This is a genomic window from Phenylobacterium sp. (assembly GCF_030693405.1).
Taxonomy (GTDB): domain Bacteria; phylum Pseudomonadota; class Alphaproteobacteria; order Caulobacterales; family Caulobacteraceae; genus Phenylobacterium.
The window spans coordinates 32,289-53,497 of sequence record NZ_JAUYAW010000024.1 but is presented as its reverse complement, the minus strand read 5'-3'; the positions used below and the strand labels follow the sequence as shown (position 1 = coordinate 53,497).

The window sequence follows — 21,209 nt, the reverse complement described above, 5'->3', positions numbered from 1 at the left end:
GTTCCAGTGTTCACCAAGGTTCTCGTCGCCAATCGCGGCGCCATCGCCTGCCGCATCCTGCGCACGCTCAAGGATATGGGCGTGGCCTCTGTGGCGGTGTTCTCCGACGCAGACGCGGGGTCCCTCCATGTCAGCCAGGCCGACGAGGCGGTGCGGATCGGGCCGGCGCCAGCCGCCCAGTCCTATCTGGACGTCGAGGCCATCCTGGCCGCCGCCCGTGCCACAGGCGCCCAGGCCATCCATCCGGGCTATGGCTTTCTGAGCGAGAACGTGGCCTTCGCCGAGGCCTGCGAGGCCGCCGGGATCGCCTTTATCGGTCCGACGCCGGACAATATCCGCGCCTTTGGCCTTAAGCACACGGCGAGAGACCTGGCCCAGGCCCAGGGTGTGCCGCTCGCGCCGGGGACCGACCTGCTCACCGACGCCGACGCGGCGCTGGCTGCAGCCGGGGGGATCGGCTTCCCAGTGATCCTGAAGGCGACCGCCGGCGGCGGCGGCATCGGGATGCGGGTCTGCGAGGACGCGGCCGCCGTGGCCGAGGCCTTCGCCGCGGTCACCCGCCTGGCCGGCAGCAACTTCTCCGACGGCGGGGTCTTCCTGGAGCGCTATGTGCGTCAGGCCCGACATATCGAGGTCCAGGTCTTCGGCGATGGCGAGGGCCATGTGGTCGCGCTCGGCGAAAGGGACTGCTCCCTCCAGCGACGCAACCAGAAGGTCATTGAGGAGACGCCGGCCCCGCATCTGCCGGCCGCCACCCGGACCGCGCTGATCGAGGCCGCCGTGCGCCTGACGTCTGCGGCCCGCTACCGCTCGGCCGGTACGGTGGAATTCCTCTATGACGCCGAGCGGGACGACTTCTTCTTCCTGGAGGTGAACACCCGGCTGCAGGTCGAACATGGGGTCACCGAGCAGGTCACCGGCGTCGACCTGGTGGCCTGGATGATCCGCGGCGCGGCGGGGGACTACGGCTTCCTCGAGGGTTTCGAAGCCGCCCTCCGCGGCACCTCGATTCAGGCCAGGCTCTATGCCGAGGACCCGGGCCAGGACTATCGGCCCAGCTCCGGCGTGCTGACTCAGGTGCGTTTCCCCGACGACGTCCGCGCGGACTCCTGGGTGGTGGACGGGACCGAGGTCAGCGCCTTCTACGACCCGCTCTTAGCCAAGCTGATCGTCACCGCGCCGGATCGCGAGCAGGCGGTGGCGGCCCTGCAGCAGGCCCTCGACGACACGCGCTTGGCGGGGCTGGAGACCAATCTGGAATGGCTGCGCCAGGTGGCCCGCAGCGAGGCCTTCGTCTCGGGCCAGGTTTCGACCCGGGCGCTCGCCGACATCGACTTCCAGCCTCAGACTATCCGTGTACTGAGCGGTGGGCCGGCGACCACCGTCCAGGACTATCCCGGCCGTCAGGGCTATTGGGATGTGGGTGTGCCGCCGTCCGGGCCGATGGACGCGCTCGCCTTCCGGCTGGGCAATCGGCTGCTGGGCAATATGGAGACCGCCGCGGGGCTGGAGATCACCGCCCTTGGCCCCACCCTTCTGTTCAATCGTACGGCCTCAGTCTGCCTTGCCGGTGCGGCCCTGGAGGCGAGCCTCGATGGCGCGCCGATCGAGCCCTATGTCCCGTTCCAGATCGCGCCCGGCCAGACCCTGAAGCTCGGACGGGTGAAGGGGGCGGGGCTTCGAGCCTATCTGCTGGTGCGCGGCGGGATTGACGTGCCGGCCTATCTGGGCAGCCGGGCGAGCTTCACCCTCGGCGGCTTCGGCGGTCATGCCGGCCGCACCCTGGCCGCCGGCGACGTGCTGCGGGTCGGCGATGGTCTGGTCGGGCCGCCGCGCCCGGCGCTCGCGCAGGATCAGAAGCCGTCACTCTCCAAGGCCTGGACCGTGCGCGTGCTGGCCGGTCCCCATGGCGCGCCAGACTTTTTCACCGAGGCCGACGTGGCGATGATCGCCAGCGCCCCGTGGAAGGTCCACTACAACTCCAACCGCACCGGCGTGCGGCTGATCGGGCCCAAGCCGCAATGGGCGCGGCGCGACGGGGGGGAGGCGGGCCTGCATCCCTCCAACATCCACGACAACGCCTACGCCATCGGCGCGGTGGACTTCACCGGCGACATGCCGATCATCCTGGGGCCGGACGGTCCCTCCCTGGGGGGCTTTGTCTGCCCCTTCGTGATTATCCAGGCCGATCTTTGGAAGGCCGGCCAGCTGGCGCCGGGCGATACGGTGAGCTTCCAGGTGGTCAGTGACGATGAGGCGGTGGCCGCGGAAAAGGCCCAGGACGCCCTGATCGCCGGCGTCCCGCCGCCGGCCACGCCGCAGCCGCCCGCGCCCGCCGTACTCTCCAGCGACAGCCCGATCCTGGGCGTTATTGAGGCCGCCGGCCATCGACCCCGCGCCGTCTATCGCCGCCAGGGGGACCGCCACCTGCTGGTGGAGTACGGCCCCATCGTGCTCGACCTGGAGCTTCGCCTGCGCATCCACGCTCTGATGCTCGAGCTGCAGAACATGGCCCTACCCGGGGTCATCGACATCACGCCGGGCATCCGCTCGCTGCAGGTCCACTATGACAGCCGGGTGCTATCGCAGGCCGAGCTCTTGCGCGCGCTGACCGACGCCGAGGACCGGCTAGGCGGCCTCGACGACTTCGAAATCCCGTCCCGGGTGGTCCACCTGCCGCTCTCGTGGAAGGACCCGGCCATCTACGAGACCATCGACAAGTATATGGCCTCGGTCAGGGATGACGCCCCCTGGTGCCCGGACAACATCGAGTTCATCCGGCGGATCAACGGCCTGGCCAGCGAGGACGATGTCCATCGCATCGTCTTCGACGCGCGCTATCTGGTGATGGGGCTGGGCGACGTCTATCTGGGCGCGCCGGTGGCCACCCCCATCGACCCGCGCCACCGGCTGGTGACCACCAAGTACAACCCCGCCCGCACCTGGACCCCGCCCAATGTGGTGGGTATCGGCGGGGCCTATATGTGCATCTATGGGATGGAGGGGCCGGGCGGCTACCAGCTGTTTGGCCGCACCATCCAGGTCTGGAACACCTATCGCCAGACGAACGCCTTCACCGAGGGCAAGCCCTGGCTGCTGCGGTTCTTCGACCAGATCCGCTTCTTCCCCGTCAGCCACGACGAGCTGACCGAGTGGCGGCGCGACTTCCCCCTGGGCCGGCGGGAAATCCAGATCGACCACGAGACCTTCCGCCTGTCGGACTATCGCCGCTTCCTGGCCGACAACGCCGGCAGCATCGAGGCCTTTCAGACCACCCGGGAGGCAGCCTTCGACGCCGAGCGCGCCGAGTGGGAGCGCCGCGGCGAGTTCGCCCGGGTCGAGGCCCTGGCCAGCGCCGCCGACGATGTGGCCGAGACTGAGTCGATCGTCGTCCCCGAGGGCGCTGAGCTGGTGGAGGCGCCGCTCGGCGGCAGCGTCTGGAAGATGCTGGTCCAGCCTGGCGACCGGGTCGAGAAGGGCGCGGTCATCGCCATCATCGAGGCCATGAAGACCGAGTGCGATGTGGCCAGCCCCACCGCCGGCGTCGTCCGCCAGGTCTACGCCCAGGAACGCCAGGCCATCGCGCCCGGCGCGCCGATGATCGCGATCGAACCCGCCTGAGCCGGAGCCCGCCTATGGACCGCCTGTCCGTCGCCGCCATCGCCGCCGAGGTCCGGTCGGGCGCCCAGACCGCCGAGCAGGTCGCCCGCGACAGCCTGGCGCGGATCGCCGCCCATGATGCGGTCCAATCCCAGGCCTGGATCGAACGTCCAAAGACCGAGGACGTCCTTGCTGCCGCCCGGGCGGTGGACGCCCGGCTCGCCGCCGGTGAGGACCTGCCCCTGGCCGGCGTCCCCTTTGCCGTAAAGGACAATATCGACGTCGCCGGCCTGCCCACCACCGCAGCTTGCCCCGCCTATGCCTACAGCCCGGACGAGACCGCGACGGTGGTCGCCCGCCTGCAGGCGGCCGGGGCGGTTATGATGGGCAAGACCAATCTCGACCAGTTCGCCACCGGCCTGGTGGGCAGCCGCACGCCTTATGGAATCCCGGGTTGCGTGTTCAATCGCGACTATGTGAGCGGCGGCTCCAGCTCGGGCAGCGCCGTGGCGGTGGGGGCGGGGCTGGTGGCCTTTGCGCTGGGCACCGACACCGCAGGGTCTGGCCGCGTGCCAGCCGCCTTCAACGGCCTGGTGGGTCTCAAGCCCACCAAGGGACGCTGGAGCACCACGGGCTTGGTCCCGGCCTGCCGGTCGCTCGACTGCATCACCGTCTTCACCGCCACCGCCGCCGATGCAGCCCTGGTGGACTCCGTGGCCGCAGGCTTCGACCCCGCCGATCCCTATTCCCGCCAGCCCGGCCCCGCCGCACCGGCCCTGGGTCCGGCCTACCGCATGGGCGTGCCCCGTCTGGACCAGCTCAACTATCTGGGCGATGCGGCGTCCGAGCACTTTTACGACCAGGCCGTCGCCCGCCTGGCGGCCACCGGCGCGACCCTGGTGGAGGTGGACATCGCGCCCCTGCTGGAGGCAGCCCAGCTCCTCTATGCCGGCCCCTGGGTCGCCGAGCGGACCGCCGCCATCGAGGATCTGCTGCGGACGAAGCCTGCCGCGGTCCACCCGGTGGTGCGGGCCATCGTCCAGACCGGCTTTGGCGTCTCGGGGCTGGAGACCTTCAGGGGCCTCTATGCGCTTCAGGACCACGCCCGGGCGGCCCAGGCGCTCTGGGAGACCATAGACGTCCTGCTACTGCCCACGGCGCCGACCATCTACCGGATCAGCGAAGTGCTCGCAGAGCCCTTCGCGCTGAACGCCAATCTTGGTCTCTACACCAACTTCGTGAACCTGCTCGACATGAGCGCCATCGCCGTGCCCGCCGGTTACCGGGACAATGGCACGGGCTTTGGCGTCACCCTGATCGGTCCAGCCTGGGCCGACGCCGCCCTGCTCGACCTCGCCCGTCGCTATGAGGAGATCCGTCCCATGCCCGCCGCCCCTGAGCTCGACACCACGGGCAAGCCCCAGACCGTCAGACTGAGCGTCGTCGGCGCCCATCTGGCCGGCATGCCCCTGCACTGGCAGCTGACCTCCCGCGACGCCCGTCTGGTGGCCCGCACCCGCACCGCGCCGGCCTATAGGCTTTATGCGATGGCCGAGACGACGCCGCCGAAACCAGCCCTGATTCACGTGGGCGAGGCCGACGGCGCCGCCATCGAGGTGGAGGTCTATGAGCTGGATGTGGCGGGCTTCGGCGGGTTCACTGCCGAAGTGCCGGCGCCGCTGGCCATCGGCACGGTGAGCCTGGAGGACGGGACCACGGTGAAGGGTTTTGTCGCCGAGCCCCGGGCGCTGGCAGGCGCGACGGACATCACCCATCTGGGCGGCTGGCGCGCCTATATCGCCAGCCTGGCCTAACTCAGGGCTCAGGCCTCGCCCGCCATGGCCGCGATCTCCCTGGGGATCGCGGTCTTTTGCTTGTCGTCCAGCGGGAAGTCATAGACCGCCGTGGAGCCATAGCGGTGCGGCGCGTGGGGATCATGGCGGCGCTTGTCCACCGCGATGACCCGGGTGCCCAGCTTGAAGGCCTCCTTGATATCGTGGGTGACCATCAGGATGGTCAGACCATGCTCGCGCCAAAGCCCGGTGATCAACTCGTGCATGTCCAGGCGCACGCCAGGATCCAGCGCGCCGAAGGGCTCATCCAGCAATAGGATGCGGGGCCTGGTGATCAGGGCCTGGGCGATGGCCAGGCGCTGCTGCATGCCGCCAGAAAGCGCCCTGGGGAAGGCCTTGAGGGAGGCCGAAAGGCCCACCTGCTCCAGGATGGCCACGGCCTCGGCCTTGGCCTGACGTCGTGCGGCGCCGGTGAGCAGGCCGGTGAATGGCGCCTGGTCGCAGCGGGCGCCGAACATCACGTTCTGCAGCACGGTCATGTGCGGAAAGACGGAATAGCGCTGGAAGACCACGCCGCGGTCGGGGCCGGGCTCAGGGGGAATGGGCGCCCCGTCCAGCAGGATCTCGCCGCGGCTGGGGGCTTCTTGACCGAGCGCCAGCCTCAGGAAGGTGCTCTTGCCGGCGCCGGAGGGTCCGACGATGGAGACGAAGGCGCCGGGCGCCACATCCAGGCTGACCTTCTCCAGGACCACATGGTCGCCGTACTCGACCCAGACATTGCGGAACGACAGGACCGGGGTCATCGGCGGCCTCCCGGCGCATGGGCCCAGCGGAAGGCGGTACGGCTCCAGGTCAGCAGCAGTAGGTCGATGATCACCGCCAGCAGCGAGATCCAGGCGACGTAGGGCAGGATGATGTCCATGGCCAGGTATCGACGAACGAGGAAGATCCGGTAGCCGAGGCCCACATCCGAGGCGATGGCTTCGGCGGAGATGAGAAACACCCAGGCCGGACCCAGCGAGAAGCGCACGCTGTCGATCAGCCGCGGCATGGCCTGGGGCAGGGCGACCTGCAGGGCCACCAGCCAGGTGGAGGCGCCCAGCGTCTGGGCCTTGACGATCTGCTCCTCGGGGATGGCCGCCACGTGGGAGGCGAGGTCCCGGACCATGAAGGGCGTGATGCCGACGAAGATCAGTACGATCTTGGCGGTCTCGCCCAGGCCGAAGACGATGAACAATATGGGCAGGACGGCGATGGGCGGGATCACCGAGATCGTCGCCACCAGGGGCCCAAGTCCTGCCCTCGCATAGGGCAAAAGTCCGATCGACAGACCCAGAACCAGGGTGGTGGCGGCGGCGGCGGCGACGGCGATCCCGAGGCGGGTGAGGCTGGCCTTGGTGTCGGCGACCAAGGGGATTTCGCCGGTGCGGGGATCCTCCTGCAGGGCCATGATCTGCATGGACTGGGCCATGGCCGCCGGGGTCGGGAGGATCTTGTCGCGGGGGTTTTCCGCGTGGCGGGCCTGGGAGGCCACCAGATAGAGCAGGACCAGGACAGCGATGGGCAAGAGGCCCAGAAGGAGGCGACCGCCGCCACGCGGCCTGGCGTTCAGCAGTCGGCGCATGGGGTGGTCACCTCGATCAGGGGTACTCAGGCTACGGGGGCGGGCGGGGCGCTAGAGGGCGCCGTCGACCGCCATCTGGGTATAGGTCGGATCAAAGCGCAGCATGACGTTTTCGGCGTTGCCCAGGATCTTGTCGCCGGGGAAGCTGATGCCGATGTCGTCCACCGACCGGGCGCCCTGGCCAAACAGTCCGGCCTGGAAGCTGAACTGACGGACCTTGTCATTGGCTGCGACCATGTCCTCGCTCAGCATCGCCGCCAGGGCGTCCTGGGGGGTGTAGTACATGAAGGTGGTCGCGAGCTGGCCTTCATAGCCGGCCAGGTCCGTGCCGGAGATCTGGGCCATGGCTTCGCGGGCGGCCTGACCCTCAGGGGTGTCGGCGCTCATCAGAGCCATGGTTTCGTACCAGATGCCGGCCAGAGCCTTGCCCAGGTTCGGGTTGGCCGCCAGGACCTCGGTGGAGACGATCATCATGTCGAGGATTTCGCCGGGGATCTGGGTGGAGTTGAACACTTCCACCGCGCCCGGCTGCTTCTTGATCTCGGCGAGCTGCGGGTTCCAGGGCACCACGGCCGTGGTCTGAGGGGCGGTGAAGGCGGCGACCATGTCGGCGTCGGAGGTGTTGACCACCGAGACGTCGGTCATGGCCAGACCCGCGCTCTCCAGCCCGCGGGCCAGCAGATAGTGCGAGACCGAGTTCTCGACGAGGTTCACCGAGCGGCCCTTGATGTCGGCCAGGGTCGATCCATTCTTCAGGATGATGCCGTCATTGCCGTTGGAATAGTCGCCGACGATCACCACGGTGGTGTCCTTGCCGGCGGCGGCGGGAATGGTCAGGGCGTCCATATTGGTGGAGGTCACCCCGTCCAGGGTGCCGGCCGTGAACTGGTTCAGGGATTCCACATAGTCGTTCACCTGAACGAGCTTGATGTTGACGCCGTACTTGTCCGACCATTTCTTCACGATGCCGGCCTGCTCGGCATAGGGCCAGGGCATCCAGCCGGCATAGATGGTCCAGCCGATGGTGTACTCTTTGACTGCGTCGGCGCCCTTGGCCGTCTCCTCGGCGTTCTGACCGCATGCCGCCAGCGCCAGGCTGCCTGCGGCGGCGATCGCCAAGGCGCGTAATCCGTTGACCCACTTCATTCGGATACCCCTTCCATCCTTGGCCGCGCCGCCTTGGCGCGCCCCTGAGTATTACAATCAGAACAAAACGTAATATTCCAACGGGCTCGCCTGGCGGGGAAAGCCGGGGCGGCCGGTCGCCCGGAATCCAGGCGCCATGCGCCCTCCGCGCCCAATTCCTGCGCATCGGAGTCCCTCCGCCACGGCCTGGCTTGCAGCCTCCGCGTTATTACGGAATGCAGAATTCGTAATCATGGGCGCCGGCTCGGAGGCCAGACATGCACGGGTCGAACTTCGACAGCATCCCTTTGGTCGACATCAGCGGACTAGGGTCTCCCGACCTCGCCACCCGGCGCGCCGTGGCCGCCGAGATGGGGGCCGCGGCCCGTGACGTCGGCTTTCTCTATGTGTCGGGCCATGGTCTGGATGAGGTGTTGTTCGAGGACGTGCTGGCCGCCGCCGAGGCCTTCTTCGCCCAGCCGATCGACCGCAAGATGGCCAGCTATATCGGCCGGTCGGTCAATCACAGCGGCTATGTGCCCGAGGGCGAGGAGGTTTTCCCCGGCGGGACCATCGACCGCAAGGAGGCCTTTGACCTCAACCTCGACCTGCCTGGCGCGGGCGCCGGCTCGCCGATGCTGGGCCCCAATCTCTGGCCAGACCAGGCCGGTTTCCGGGAGGCCGCCAGCGCCTACTATTCGGCGGTGTCCGAACTGGCGCAGCGGCTCTTCCGCGGCTTCGCCCTGGCGCTCGATCTGCCGGAGGATCACTTCGAGCCGCACCGTCGCCAGCCACCGAGCCAGTTGCGGATGATTCACTATCCCTTCGATCCCACGGTCCAGGATCGGGAGGGGATCGGCGCCCACACCGACTATGAGTTCTTCACCATCCTGCGGGGCACCGCGCCGGGGCTGGAGGTGCTGAATGGCGCGGGGCAGTGGATCGACGCGCCGCCCGTGCCCGGCGCCTATGTCATCAATATCGGCGACATGCTGGAGGCCTGGACCAATGGGACCTTCACCGCCACCACGCACCGTGTCCGCAAGGTGGCGCAGGAGCGCTACAGCTTTCCCTTCTTCGCCACCTGCGACTACCAGACCGTGGTCGAGCCCGATCCCCGTCTGGTCAGCGCCGAGCGCCCGGCGCGCTATGACCGGCTGATCTCGGGCGAGCACCTGTTCGCCCAGACGGCGCGGACCTTCGGCTATCTGAAGGCAAGGCGGGCCCGCGGCGAGCTGTTGCTGCCGGAGGACCAGCCGCGTTTCGGACGCCTGGACTCCGTCCCGTCCTGAAGCTAGCCAGCCTCATCCGGGCCTGAGGCCAGGGTGAAGAGGTGCCCCAGGCGCCGCTCCGGATCATGGACCTCAAGCGGTCGCCAGACCGCGCCGCGGTCGTCGATAACCTCCCCCCTCTCCGGTGAATACCGAGGTGCCGAGGACCAGAGCGGGCGCCCCTCGCGCCAGGGCAATGTGGACAGCACAATCCGCCAACCATCCCCGATGCGACCGTAGCTGATGGGCATGTCCAGCAGGGCGCAGGCGCGCTCCCGGTCGCCCGTGGCGAGGGCCGCCTTCACGAGGGCCGGCAGAGACTCCCCCGGAGGCAGCGGGGTTCTGCGGCCCTCGATCCTCAGGAAGTGGTCGCCGGCCAGCACCAGTAGCCCCTGACTTTCGTCCTGGGCGAAGGCGGCGCGAAGGCCCCGACTGCCCGGCTCGAGCCGCCAGATCTCTTCGTATTCGATGTGGACGCCGCCTTCGATGAGGATGTCGCCCTCGATCTTCCAGGTCCCTTCGTCGGGAACTGGGCCTGGCGGCTGATAGTCGATGTCCCGTCGCCAGGCGCACAGTTTGGGCGTCACGGTTAGCTGGCCGGCGAAGCCCTGGGCCTCGGCCAGCTCGACCAGCTCAGCGTCGGCATAGTCATCGAAGCCCGTGGCCCCGTCCCGGCGTGGGATGTCGATCCTCAGCCTGATATCGCCGTACCAGCTGTCGGCCTGGACCCAGAAGACGCGCGTGGTGTCGTCTCGGTGGCCGCCGGGCGCGGTGATCTCCTCCCGGCGCCAGACGCCGGTGAGCTCCACAGGAACCTTGGCGCTCACGGTGTCAGTCCTCCAAGGGGCAGGCGTCGTCCATCGACCTGCCGGACCAGCTCATCGGGGGCCTGCTTTCGGCGTGAGCGTCAGCACCGTCGACGCCGCCGCCTCGATGGCCGGGCGGCTGTAGAGCAGCGGCACATATTCGCCCTTCACCCACAGGGGGAAGAGGTCGCGATAGTGGAGGCTGGCCGGGTCGCCGGACTGGCCAGGCGTATTGATCGCCACGCTGTTGTCCCAGGCGCCCACGTCCAGCACCATTCGGAATGAGGCGCCTGACACCACCCGATAGTCGCTGCCCCGCCAGCTGGCCGCCAGCGGACTCAGCATGGTCCCGGCCATGGGGGCGGGGCCGACCGCCAGGCGCTCGGCGGCGTCCGCGGGCAGCAGTGGCGCGAGCGCGTGCTCGAAGCGGGCCTGGTGCAGGTCGCCCCAGGTCCAGGCCGAAAGATCGGGACCCAGTTTACCGGTGACCTCTTCAATGGCCGCCGTCAGGCTTGAGGCCAGGATGGGCCCCCGTGCGGCGGGACTGGCGGCGTTCAGATAGGCGCTGACGGCGGGCTGGTCGCCCCCGCCGATCAGGGCGCGAGCCGCCGCCGGCGCGGCGGCCTGCACCGTGGCCTGACCCAGATGCTTGAACAGCCAGACCTCATAGAGGGCCGCCGCTGCGCTATCGGCCTCAGTGCGGCCGTCCCAGCTCTGCAACAAGGCGATGGCCTTCGCCAGGCGGGGCTCCGGCGCGACGATGTCGCGCAGCAGCGGCACAAGATCGGCGGCGGTGACGTTGGTCGGGTCGGTCTGCAGGGCCATGGCGTCCGCCAGGCTCACAGAGGCGTCAGCCTCGAGAACCTGACTGATGCGGGTCATTCTGGCGGCGTTCGACCACTCGAAACCGACAACGCGGTCAGTCGGGTAGTCGCCGGGCAGATTGAACTGGTTGGCGGTGGCGAGCCAACCCTGCTCGGGGTTGTAGCGGCTGGGCAGGTCGGCGGCGTCCATGAAGCCATGCCACTCATAGCGGCCGTCGCCGGGCACGGGCATCAGGCCGTCCCAGCCCTGGCGCACCGGCACGCGGCCCGCTGCGATCCAGCCGATATTGCCGTCCGTGTCGGCATAGACCTGATTTTCGCTGGGGGTCCCGAACCGTCCCATGGCGGTGGAGAATTCGTTCCAGTTCTGCGCGGTCATGTAGTCGGCCGAGCCGAAATAGGCCGAGGTCCCAGGGTCGCTCCAGACGCTGCGCACCGCATAGGCGCGGTGGGCCTCCGGGTCCTCGAAGACCACGGGACCGTGCCGGGTGAACTTCAGCTCCGCCGTGCGCGGGGCCTGGCCTGCGACCTCAACGGTTTCGGTGACCACCTCCATGGTCGCCCAGCCCTCGCCATAGCGGTAGCGGTTGGGATCGGCGGGGTCGGTCTCATAGACATAGAGGTCTTCCTGGTCGGCCGGGAAGATGGTCAGCCCGAAAGCGATGGTCCCGTTGTGGCCGATGGAGATGCCCGGCAGGGCCGGCTCGCCGGCGCCGATGGCCGAGAAGCCCGGCGCCTCCATGTGTACGATGTAGCGCAGGGAGGGCACGCCGTGCGCCCGATGCGGGTCATTGGCCAGGATCGGCCGACCTGTCGCGGTTCGCGCGGGCGCCACGGTCCAGTTGTTGGAACCTATGGCGTCGGCGGGGATGTCCTCGGCCAGCGCCACCACCTGGCCGGCCTTGAAGGTCACCCCTTGGGTCGCCAGCCGGTAGTCGGTCAGCACCTCGGCCGGAATCGTGCAGGGATCGAGGCCTTCGGGCACGCTCAGCCTATGGTCCGGCTCCAGCCGGCGATTGAGGGCGTTGGCCTCAAGACCCGCGGCGCAGGTGATGCGGGCCCGCTCGACCTCGGCCGCCGCATTGCGGGTCAGGCCATGGCTGCGGATGCGCACCACATCTTCCGGCGCCCAGAGATCTGGGGTGGTCCCGGTGATCTTGAACTCTTCGGGCAGGGGGCGGGCGCCGCTCTGGATCTCGCCGACAAAGGCGTTGATGCCGGCGGTGAAGGCCTCGGCATAGCCCTTGGCCGGAGGCCCATAGGCGGCCCATTCGGCGTCCATGTCGCCGCGATAGAGGAACAGGCGCGAGGCGCGGTCCTGGGCGGCGAAGTCCGGCCCGAAATCCTCAGCCAGCAGGCCCAGGCCACGTTTGCGCCACAGGTCGATCTGCCAGAGCCGGTCGCGGGCGACGTTATAGCCCTGCAGGAAAAACGCGTCGCGGACGCTGGCCGCATAGATGTGGGCGATGCCCCAGCGGTCCACGAGAATCTCGGCCGGCGCCTCTAGCCCCGCCACCTGATGGGTGCTGCGGGCGGGCTCGGCGGCGGCCTGCATGGCCAGGCTGGCCAGGGCCAGACCCATGAGGCTACGTCGCGCCTGTCGTCCCAGATCCTGTCCCATGGCCGCTGCTCCCCTATCGTGCTTTTGCCAGTCAGCTAAGCGGCTGGGGGAGGCCGTGGCAATGCGGGGCGGCTCAATCCTTGCGTGGCGGCCAGGGGATGAAGCCGGATGTGCGGCGGATATAGGCGGCGTATTCAGGCCGCCGGTTCTCCATCCCTTTTTCCACCGTCGGCGCGCCGCTGCCCTTGGTCAGCAGCAGGGTGATGAGGATGGGACCCAGGAACGACCAGACGCCCAGGCCCGTCTCGGCGGCCACCAGATAGAGCCCCCACCAGAGGCAGGCGTCGCCGAAGTAGTTGGGATGGCGCGTGTAGCGCCACAGGCCGGTGTCCAACACCTTGCCCTTGTTGGCCGGGTCGGACTTGAACCGGTCGAGCTGGGCGTCGCCGATGGCCTCGAAGACCAGTCCAAACAGGGCCAGCGCAGCCCCGATAACGGCCAGCGGGCCGAGGCCCAGCGGCGTCTCCACCTGCCCCATCTGGACGGGCAGGGCGACCAGCAGTTGCAGGGGCATCTGCGGGGCGAAGACGAAGACCAGGGCCGAAAGGCCAAAGCTCCAGCCGCGGGCCTGGCCGTCGGCCAGCATCTCCTCATAGCGGCGATCGGCGCCATGGGCCCGCCAGCGGCGCAGGAGGTGCGGGCCCAGCCGCAGGGCCCAGGCGGTGACCAGCAGGGCGAGGATCCAGCCATGAAGGCCTGACCCTCCCGACAGGGCCATGCTGGTCCAGGCCAGGAGCGCCATGCCGGTGGGCCACCAGGCGTCGATGAAGCTGACGTCGCGCAGGCGGATGGCGATGACCCACAGCACCAGATAGGCGGCGACCAGGATCAGGGCGTTGAGGGCGAGCAGTTGCCAGAGGGGCACAGGCGTCTCCGTCGTCCGGCGTCGGCGACGCCTCTCGCCCTAGACTACGCCTGAAGTCTGCGAAGGGATGCGTGCGTCGTCGGCCTCTGCGGCGTCGACGGGCTCGGACACCACGGCGGCCACGGCCATGTCGGCGGTGACATTGCCTACGGTGCGGAAGATGTCGGGGATCACCTCCACCGCCAGCAGGATGGCCAGGATCTCCAGGGGCGCGCCGAGCGCCAGGCAGATGGGCGCCATGCTGGTGAAGAAGGAGATCTGGCCGGGCAGGCCGACGGTCCCGATGCTGACCGCCAGGGACACGGCGATGGCCGCGGCGATCTGGCCGCCCCCGGGCTCCAGGCCGTAGAGGCGGACGATGAAGAAGGCCACGGCCAGGTTGGCCACCGGACTAGTCATGCGGAACACCGCCACGGCGAGCGGCAGGACGACGCCGGTCACGCGGGTCGAGCCGCCCAGCTCATCGCGGGTGCGCTCCACCATGGCCGGCAGGCAGGCGAGCGAGCTCTGGGTGCTGAAGGCCAGGACCTGCACCGGCGCGCAGGCCCGGACGAAGCGTCCGAAGTCCTGGCCACGCAGAACGGCCACCAGGGCATAGGGGATGATCAGCGCGCCGATGGCCACGGCTGAGACCATGAGAACGTATTGGGTGAGGACGCCGGCCGCATCCAGGCCTGTGCGTAGCCCGATGCCGAGGGCGAGCGCGAAGACGCCCAGGGGCGCGGCCACCAGAACCCAGCGCACGATGATGATCATGGTCTCCGAGATGGCCCTGAAGAAAGCGATCAGCGGGGTGCGCAGGTCGTGGCGCAGGCGAGTGGCGGCGAAGCCGAAGACCAGGCCGAACACGACGATCTGCAGAATGGCGTCCTCGGCGGCTGCGCGGACCGGATTGGCCGGGGCCAGGGTCGGCAGCCACTCGCGGAAGCCGGTAGGGGTGGCGACCACCTCGCCGGCCTGGGCCGCGCTGGTCAGGGCCGCGGCGCCCGCCGGATCGATAGGCCAGAGCGCCAGGAAGCCGTTCATGGCGCCCGCCCCATAGAGGGCGGCGACCAACAGGACCGCGGCGAAGATCATGAAGGCCCGGGCCGCCAGACGGCCGGTGGCGGCCGCGTCGGCGGCGGAGGCGACGCCGGTGACCAGCAGGGAGAAGACCAGCGGCACGATGGTCATGCGCAGGGCGTTCAGCCACAGGGCGCCCACCGCCTCGAAGGTCTCAGCGCCCGTGGTCAGGACCGGCGACTCCGCCGCATGGATGACCGCGCCCAGGACAAGCCCGCCGACCAGGGCGGCGAGCACGTAGAGGCTGAGCGATCTGAACATCTGAATCTCCGGCTGGATGCTGAACATGTCACGGCGATGCGGCCGTGCGCCATCGAAACCCTCAGGCTCGCCTCAGGCCAGGGCGGCGGTGGGGAAGGTCCAGTCGTCAGGGTGCAGGGCGCGGCTGATCGGCGTCCTGATCGTGCAGGTCAGGCCGTCTGGCCCGAAGTCGAGCTCGACCCGACCGCCCAGCTCGCCAGCCACACCCTGCTCAAGCAGGCGGGAGCCGAAACCCCGCCGCCCGGGGGTTTCGATGGCCGGCCCACCGAACTCCTGCCAGATAATCGTCGTCTCGTCCGCGGCCGGCCCAAGGCGGGTGATGATGCGCACCTCGCCCCCCTGAGACCAGGCGCCATACTTCACGGCGTTGGTGGCCAGCTCATGCAGGGCCATCCCCAGGCTGACGGCGGTGTTCGGCGCCATGACCAGATCAGGCCCCTCCAGCGTGAAGGGCTGGCCGTAGTGGCGAAGGCTCGCCTCGGCCAGGTCTGCGAAGGACGCACCTTCCCAGCTGCGCTTGACCAGCAGGTTGTGGGTCGAGGACAGGGCCATCAGCCGCTCGACGAAGGTCGCCTTGGCGACTTCAGGCTCGGCCTCGCGGCTGAGGGTCTGGACAGCGATGGACTGGACCGAGGCGAGCGTATTCTTCACCCGGTGGTTCAGCTCGTCCAGCAGCAGCTTCTGGCGGGCCTCGTGCTCGCGCATCTCCACCATAGTGTCCATGGCCGCCCGCAGTTCGGCCAGCGCCGCGTCCCGCTCGGCGATACGGCGCTCAAGCTCCATGGGCGAGGGCAGGGCGATGACCCGGGGCAGCAGGGGCCAAAGGGCGAAGGCGGTGACCACCGAGACCGCCGCGGTGCTGGCCTTGATCAGGGCCTCGATCCCGTAGTCGGGGTTCCACAGGGTCCAGACCATCATGAAATGGGTCACGCCGCACAGCATGATGAAGCCGACGAACATCCAGATCGCCCAGCTGAACTTCACGTCCCGCCGGTGCCAGAGGAAGACCCCCAGCGCCAAGGGGATCGAGAAATAGGCGATCCCGATCAGGATATCGGAGATGGCGTGAGTCCAGATCAGCTCCGGCCGCCACATCAGACAGATGCCGTGGGGGTTCAGGGCGTTGGAGTCGAAGAAGTAGGCGATCGAGTCCCACAAGCCGTTCATTTTGCAAGCCTCTCCCTGGCGCGAGGGCGAAGGTCACGGGCTTTGCGGGTTCCGTCCAGTCCCTTCCCTTGGCGGTCGAGGCGACAGGCCGTCGCCTTGTTGGCGCATCCCGGACCTGGGCCGACAACAAGGCGTCGCAGGGCAGGTCCTATGCTCGCTCTGCGGTTGGGAGAGCGCGGCATGCTGACGGTGTGGGGACGGCCGGAGTCATCGGCCACGGCGCGGGTCATGTGGGCGCTGGGCGAGGCCGGCGTCGCCCACCAGCGGCGGGACTGGGGCGGGCGGTTCGGGGGCGGGGATGACCCGGCCTATCGTGCGCTCAGCCCGCACGGCCGCATCCCGGCCATTACCCGCGACGACGGCTTCAGCCTGTGGGAGTCCAACACCATCATCCGCTGGCTGGCCACCACCTGTCCCGAGGCGGGGCTCTGGCCGGCGGACGAGGCGGCCCGCTGGCAGGCGCAGGCCTGGATGGACTGGTCGGCGGCGCCCGGCCGGGTGATCGGTCCGGTGCGCACCGCATATCGGCGTGCGGAGCCTGACCCGGCCGAAATGGCCAGGACCATCGCCGCAGCGGCGGAGACCTTCGCCGTGCTCGACGCCCGGCTGAAAGACAAGGCCTTCGTCATGGGCGACCAGTTCACCGTCGCTGACCTCGCCCTGGGCGTCATCGTCCATCGCTGGTTCCGCATCCCTGAGGCGCTGGAGCGGCCGGATTTGCCCGCGCTGCACGCCTGGCATCAGCGCCTTTGCGCGCGGCCGGCCTATCAAGACCAGGTGGTGGCCAAGGTCAGCGCCAGGCCCCAGACGCTGGGCATGGGCGACTGAGGCCCTTCGACCCCTCGCGGAATTTCACAGGTGTGCTAGAGGCGGGGCCATGTCGACCCCGCTCTCGCGCATCCGCAACTTCTCCATCGTGGCTCACATCGACCACGGCAAATCCACCCTGTCCGACCGGCTCATCCAGGAGACCGGCGGCCTCACCCAGCGTGAGATGAAGGAGCAGGTGCTCGACTCCATGGAGATCGAGCGCGAACGGGGCATCACCATCAAGGCCCAGACGGTGCGTCTGAACTACAAGGCCAAGGACGGGGAGACCTATGTCCTGAACCTGATGGACACGCCCGGCCACGTGGACTTCGCCTATGAGGTCAGCCGCTCGCTGGCCGCCTGCGAGGGCTCCATCCTGGTGGTGGACTCAAGCCAGGGCGTCGAGGCCCAGACTCTGGCCAATGTCTATCAGGCCATCGACAACAATCACGAGATCGTGCCGGTCCTAAACAAGATCGACCTGCCGGCCGCCGAGCCCGAGCGGGTGCGCGAGCAGATCGAGGACGTCATCGGCATCGACGCCAGCGACGCCATCCTCTGCTCGGCCAAGACCGGCGTCGGCATCGGTGATCTGCTCGAGGCCATCGTCACGCGCCTGCCGGCCCCCAAGGGCGACCGCGAGGCGCCGCTGAAGGCCCTGCTGGTCGACGCCTGGTACGACGCCTATCTGGGCGTCATCGTCCTGGTGCGGGTCATCGACGGCACGCTGAAGGCCGGCCAGCGGGTGAAGATGATGCAGAACGGCTCCACCTATCAGGTGGACCGGCTGGGCGTCTTTTTGCCCAAACAGACCGAGACCGAGGAGCTTGGCCCCGGCGAGATCGGCTTCATCACCGCCCAGATCAAGGAAGTGGCCGACGCCGCCGTCGGCGACACCATCACCGACGAAAAGCGCCCCACGGCCCAGGCCCTGACCGGCTTCCGCGAGGCCCAGCCGGTGGTGTTCTGCGGCCTCTTCCCGGTGGACGCCAACGACTTCGAGGACCTGCGCGCGGCCATCGGCCGCCTGCGCCTGAACGACGCCAGCTTCTCTTATGAGATGGAGACCAGCGCGGCCCTGGGCTTCGGCTTCCGCTGCGGGTTCCTGGGACTGCTGCATCTGGAGATCATCCAGGAGCGGCTGTCTCGCGAGTTCGATCTCGATCTGATCGCCACCGCGCCCAGCGTGGTCTATCGGGTGCAGCTGACCAATGGCGAGGAGATGGAGCTCCATAACCCCGCCGACCTGCCCGATCCGGTGCGCATCGACACCATCGCCGAGCCCTGGATCAAGGCCACCATTCTTACCCCGGATGAGCATCTGGGCTCGATCATCAAGCTCTGCCAGGACCGCCGCGGGGAACAGCGGGAGCTGTCCTATGTGGGGTCCCGGGCGCTCGTGGTCTACGACCTGCCCCTGAACGAGGTGGTGTTCGACTTCTATGACCGGCTGAAATCCATCTCCAAGGGCTACGCCTCCTTCGACTACGCCATCGAGGAGTACCGGGTGGGCGACCTGGTGAAGATGTCGATCCTGGTCAACGCCGAGCCGGTGGACGCGCTGTCCATGCTGGTCCACCGCAACCGCGCCGAGATGCGCGGCCGGGCCATGGTGGAGCGGATGAAGGACCTGATCCCGCCCCACCAGTTCCAGATCCCGATCCAGGCGGCCATCGGCGGCCGGATCATCGCCCGCGAAACCATCCGCGCCCTGCGCAAGGACGTGACGGCCAAGTGCTACGGCGGCGACGCCAGCCGCAAGCGCAAGCTGCTGGACAAGCAGAAGGCCGGCAAGAAGCGCATGCGCCAGTTCGGCAAGGTGGAGATCCCGCAGGAAGCCTTCATCGCCGCCCTGAAGATGGACGCGGATTAGGCCCCTAGTCCTTCCAGGTCTCCGCACTCTCCGGCGCCTTCGCCGGCGGCTTGGCCTCTGCGAAGGGCGCGTACTTGGCGCGGGCCTCGGCGACGCGGCGGGCCATGTCCTCGGCCACGTCGGGATGGCGGGACACCAGGGAATAGGTCTCGCCCGGATCGGTGGTGAGGTCGAAAAGCAGCGGGTAGCGGTGCTGGTCCAGCGGGATGTCCATGGTCCGGTAGTAGGACCTGGCTACATATTTCCATCGCGGCGTGCGCACGGCGGCCACGTGCAGATTGTCGAACAGGATCACCTGGTCGTGGGGCGAGGGCTCGCCGCGCGTCAGCACGCCTGAGAGGTCCGCCCCGTCGATCCCCTCGGCCGGCGCCTCCAGGCCCGCCATGGCCGCGATCGTCGGCAGCAGATCAAGGTTGCTGGCCAGGGCGTCGGAGACGGTCCCAGCAGGGATTGTCCCCGGCCGCCAGGCGATGAAGGGCACCCGGTAGCCGCCCTCCCAGGCCGCGCCGCCCTTACGGTCGCGGTAAGGTCCGGCGGAGCCTTCGAACCACGGCCCATTGTCGGAGGTGAAGACCACCAGCGTGTCTTCCGCCAGCCCCATAGCCTCCAGCCTGCGCAGCAGGCGGCCCACCTGGGCGTCCACCTCTTCCACCACCTCGCCATAGTCGCCGGCCGGAGACCCCATCGGGTCGTCGGGATTGGGGCGCAGGGGTACGTGGGGGGCCGTCAGGGCCAGCAGGATGAAGAAGGGCTCGTCCCGGTGGGCTTCGACAAAGGCGGTCGTCTCGTCGAAAAAGTGCTCGGTCAGCTTGGCGAAGTCGGCCTTGGACTCGCTCATCGGCGCCTCGCCCTGGCCGTCATAGAGGGTGAGGGGACGCATATCGTGGCTGTAGGGCAGGCCCATGAAGCGGTCGAAGCCGAACCGCTGCGGCGGCCAGTGGGGCGAGACGTGCCCCAGGTGCCACTTGCCGATCAGGGCGGTGGCGTAGTTGGGCTTCAGCAGGCGCGGAATGGTCGGCGCTTCCGGCGGCAGACCATTGGTGTCGGCCGGCTGGATCACCTCGCGCGCCAGGCCGTGGCGGATGGCGTAGCCGCCGGTGAGCAGGCCTGCCCGGGATGGCGTGCAGACATTGGCCGAGGCGTAGAAGTCGGTCAGCCGCGCCCCTTCCGCCGCCATCCGGTCCAGTTGCGGCGTGCGGATCAACGTCCCGCCATCGCAGCCGATGTCCCCATAGCCGAGGTCGTCGGCCAGGATGACGATGAAGTTGGGCTTGCGCGGCATATGAGACCTCCCGGGGCGGTCTTGGCGCCGCCACCTGGTGAAGGTTGCCCGCAAACGGCCGCCGGAGGCAATCGTGACGCTGCGCTGTCGGGGAACCAAACGGCGCCCGGACCCTTGTGGCGACATGACCTGGTTCCCTCGCGCCCTGCGCCTTTCGCCCCTTGTTGTCGCGCTCGCCCTGGCCGCCTGCTCGCCCGGACCGGCGGAGGACGCGCCGTCCCAGCCGCCGGCGCCTGCGAGGCCCGCCTTGTCGCCTGAGCTCGCACCGGCCGCTGACCCGCCGGGTGGGACGGTGGGTGGCGATGGCTCGGCCATCGATCTGCAGAGCCTGATGGCGGAGGATCTGAGCGCCGAGACCCTGGTGGGCGAACTCGCCTGCAGCTTCTCAGGCGACGATGAGGCGGTTCTGCTGTTGGCCCGAGGCGACGTGGCCTCCGGCGAGCCGGCGGTCGGTGTGGTCAAGGTCTCAGGCTATGTGGAGCGCGTCGCCGCCCCGGGCGGTTTTGACGGCATGCTCAATGGGGCGAGCTTCGCCGGGCGCGGCAAGACGGTGATGATCGAGGTCACCGGTGCGGCGCAAGGGGGCGGGGAGTCACCGCCGCGGCCCGCCAGCCTGACCTATCAGCGGGCCGACGGGGCCAGCCGGGTGTTCCAGGGCCTTTGGACCTGCGGCCCCTGACCGGTCGCCCGGGGCCGCAGACCTGCGTTCCCAGGCGTCTAGCTCAGGCGGACCTCGCCGACCTTGTCGGCATAGTCCTGCTTGGGGTCGCGGCCCATCAGCACCTTCACCCCTGCGAAAAGGCTGTGCTCGTTGAGCCAGATCTGCGCCCGTTCCGGCTCGAACCGCAGCAGCTGCAGCTTCGGATCATCCTTGCCGCCTTCGTACCAGGCCGCCACGAAGGGGTTCCACAGGCGCTCGATGGTGTCCTGGTCATTGTCCGGGACCAGACGACCGTGGATGGTGGCGAACAGTTCGTGGTCCTTGGACGCGAAGTGGCCCATGGCCCGATGGCCGGCCCCGGTGGCCTGCACCAGATCCACGCCCTTGGCGCTGAAGATCCAGATGGGGCCGCCCTCATCGCCTTCGATCTGGGCGGTCATGGGCTGGCTGTGGCCCTCCTCGACGTCGGTGAGGCCGAGCATCAGCGTGCGGTCGGACTTCAGCGCCTTCCAGAACTTGGCTTCGAGTTTGGCGAGATCGGCCACGGGGGGGGCTCCTTGGAAT

Annotated in this window: 16 protein-coding genes; 6 read left to right on the top strand and 10 right to left on the bottom strand. The window is 68.8% G+C overall.

Translation table 11 applies throughout. The features are described from left to right. The first annotated feature begins 6 nt into the window (after nt 1-6). On the top strand, nt 7-3,621 hold the full coding sequence (gene uca, locus Q8N19_RS04825) for an urea carboxylase (protein WP_305588497.1): 3,615 nt from the start codon (nt 7-9) through the stop codon (nt 3,619-3,621). 14 nt (nt 3,622-3,635) lie between these two features. After that, nucleotides 3,636-5,414: an allophanate hydrolase gene (gene atzF / locus Q8N19_RS04820; protein ID WP_305588496.1), complete on the top strand. Its 1,779-nt coding sequence runs from the start codon at nt 3,636-3,638 to the stop codon at nt 5,412-5,414. Nucleotides 5,415-5,422: 8 nt separating this feature from the next. Here atzF and Q8N19_RS04815 read toward each other — a convergent pair whose 3' ends face one another. The 3 genes from Q8N19_RS04815 to Q8N19_RS04805 are packed head-to-tail and all read right to left on the bottom strand — an operon-like array spanning nt 5,423 to nt 8,163. Next, the gene (locus Q8N19_RS04815) at nt 5,423-6,196 is read right to left on the bottom strand and encodes an ABC transporter ATP-binding protein (RefSeq protein ID WP_305588495.1); all 774 of its coding nucleotides are present in this window, start codon (nt 6,194-6,196) and stop codon (nt 5,423-5,425) included. Further along, nucleotides 6,193-7,017, bottom strand: coding sequence for an ABC transporter permease (locus tag Q8N19_RS04810; protein ID WP_305588494.1), 825 nt, complete (start codon nt 7,015-7,017; stop codon nt 6,193-6,195). The genes Q8N19_RS04815 and Q8N19_RS04810 overlap by 4 nt, the downstream gene beginning before the upstream one ends. A 51-nt stretch (nt 7,018-7,068) precedes the next feature. Further along, nucleotides 7,069-8,163: a putative urea ABC transporter substrate-binding protein gene (locus Q8N19_RS04805; RefSeq protein WP_305588493.1), complete on the bottom strand. Its 1,095-nt coding sequence runs from the start codon at nt 8,161-8,163 to the stop codon at nt 7,069-7,071. Nucleotides 8,164-8,420: 257 nt separating this feature from the next. Between Q8N19_RS04805 and Q8N19_RS04800 the strand changes: the two genes are divergently transcribed. Further along, nucleotides 8,421-9,434, top strand: coding sequence for an isopenicillin N synthase family oxygenase (locus Q8N19_RS04800; protein ID WP_305588492.1), 1,014 nt, complete (start codon nt 8,421-8,423; stop codon nt 9,432-9,434). Between the two features lie 2 nt (nt 9,435-9,436). Here Q8N19_RS04800 and Q8N19_RS04795 read toward each other — a convergent pair whose 3' ends face one another. From Q8N19_RS04795 to Q8N19_RS04775, 5 genes are all read right to left on the bottom strand, one after another. Then, entirely contained in the window at nt 9,437-10,240 is an 804-nt protein-coding gene (locus Q8N19_RS04795; RefSeq protein ID WP_305588491.1) for a hypothetical protein, read from the bottom strand. Nucleotides 10,241-10,291: 51 nt separating this feature from the next. Then, complete coding sequence (locus Q8N19_RS04790; protein WP_305588490.1) at nt 10,292-12,664, bottom strand: penicillin acylase family protein; 2,373 nt, start codon at nt 12,662-12,664, stop codon at nt 10,292-10,294. Nucleotides 12,665-12,737: 73 nt separating this feature from the next. Then, entirely contained in the window at nt 12,738-13,529 is a 792-nt protein-coding gene (locus Q8N19_RS04785) for a DUF1295 domain-containing protein (RefSeq protein WP_305588489.1), read from the bottom strand. Between the two features lie 39 nt (nt 13,530-13,568). After that, nucleotides 13,569-14,852 (bottom strand): dicarboxylate/amino acid:cation symporter, encoded by a 1,284-nt coding sequence (locus tag Q8N19_RS04780; protein ID WP_305588488.1) that lies wholly within the window; start codon nt 14,850-14,852, stop codon nt 13,569-13,571. 72 nt (nt 14,853-14,924) lie between these two features. Continuing rightward, nucleotides 14,925-16,019 (bottom strand): sensor histidine kinase, encoded by a 1,095-nt coding sequence (locus Q8N19_RS04775; RefSeq protein WP_305588487.1) that lies wholly within the window; start codon nt 16,017-16,019, stop codon nt 14,925-14,927. A gap of 180 nt (nt 16,020-16,199) precedes the next feature. Here Q8N19_RS04775 and Q8N19_RS04770 point away from each other — a divergent pair, with 180 nt between their 5' ends. Next, a complete protein-coding gene (locus Q8N19_RS04770; RefSeq protein ID WP_305588486.1) occupies nt 16,200-16,847 on the top strand; it encodes a glutathione S-transferase family protein in 648 nt (215 codons plus the stop codon). A gap of 49 nt (nt 16,848-16,896) precedes the next feature. After that, nucleotides 16,897-18,702 (top strand): translation elongation factor 4, encoded by a 1,806-nt coding sequence (lepA, locus tag Q8N19_RS04765; protein WP_305588485.1) that lies wholly within the window; start codon nt 16,897-16,899, stop codon nt 18,700-18,702. Nucleotides 18,703-18,706: 4 nt separating this feature from the next. Here the strand turns inward: lepA and Q8N19_RS04760 are convergent, their stop codons facing one another. Continuing rightward, on the bottom strand, nt 18,707-19,984 hold the full coding sequence (locus tag Q8N19_RS04760; protein ID WP_305588484.1) for a sulfatase: 1,278 nt from the start codon (nt 19,982-19,984) through the stop codon (nt 18,707-18,709). A 124-nt stretch (nt 19,985-20,108) separates the two neighbouring features. Here Q8N19_RS04760 and Q8N19_RS04755 point away from each other — a divergent pair, with 124 nt between their 5' ends. After that, a complete protein-coding gene (locus Q8N19_RS04755; RefSeq protein ID WP_305588483.1) occupies nt 20,109-20,663 on the top strand; it encodes a hypothetical protein in 555 nt (184 codons plus the stop codon). Nucleotides 20,664-20,701: 38 nt separating this feature from the next. On the opposite strand, the gene Q8N19_RS04750 is transcribed toward Q8N19_RS04755, so the two are convergent. Next, complete coding sequence (locus Q8N19_RS04750; RefSeq protein ID WP_305588482.1) at nt 20,702-21,190, bottom strand: pyridoxamine 5'-phosphate oxidase family protein; 489 nt, start codon at nt 21,188-21,190, stop codon at nt 20,702-20,704. Nucleotides 21,191-21,209 lie beyond the last annotated feature (19 nt).

Coding starts and splice junctions, on each gene's coding strand:
- atzF (WP_305588496.1), top strand. CDS start 3,636: ATGGACCGCCTGTCCGTCGCCGCCATCGCCGCCGAGGTCCGGTCGGGC.
- Q8N19_RS04815 (WP_305588495.1), bottom strand. CDS start 6,196: ATGACCCCGGTCCTGTCGTTCCGCAATGTCTGGGTCGAGTACGGCGAC.
- Q8N19_RS04810 (WP_305588494.1), bottom strand. CDS start 7,017: ATGCGCCGACTGCTGAACGCCAGGCCGCGTGGCGGCGGTCGCCTCCTT.
- Q8N19_RS04805 (WP_305588493.1), bottom strand. CDS start 8,163: ATGAAGTGGGTCAACGGATTACGCGCCTTGGCGATCGCCGCCGCAGGC.
- Q8N19_RS04800 (WP_305588492.1), top strand. CDS start 8,421: ATGCACGGGTCGAACTTCGACAGCATCCCTTTGGTCGACATCAGCGGA.
- Q8N19_RS04790 (WP_305588490.1), bottom strand. CDS start 12,664: ATGGGACAGGATCTGGGACGACAGGCGCGACGTAGCCTCATGGGTCTG.
- Q8N19_RS04780 (WP_305588488.1), bottom strand. CDS start 14,852: ATGTTCAGATCGCTCAGCCTCTACGTGCTCGCCGCCCTGGTCGGCGGG.
- Q8N19_RS04775 (WP_305588487.1), bottom strand. CDS start 16,019: ATGAACGGCTTGTGGGACTCGATCGCCTACTTCTTCGACTCCAACGCC.
- Q8N19_RS04770 (WP_305588486.1), top strand. CDS start 16,200: ATGCTGACGGTGTGGGGACGGCCGGAGTCATCGGCCACGGCGCGGGTC.
- lepA (WP_305588485.1), top strand. CDS start 16,897: ATGTCGACCCCGCTCTCGCGCATCCGCAACTTCTCCATCGTGGCTCAC.
- Q8N19_RS04760 (WP_305588484.1), bottom strand. CDS start 19,984: ATGCCGCGCAAGCCCAACTTCATCGTCATCCTGGCCGACGACCTCGGC.
- Q8N19_RS04755 (WP_305588483.1), top strand. CDS start 20,109: ATGACCTGGTTCCCTCGCGCCCTGCGCCTTTCGCCCCTTGTTGTCGCG.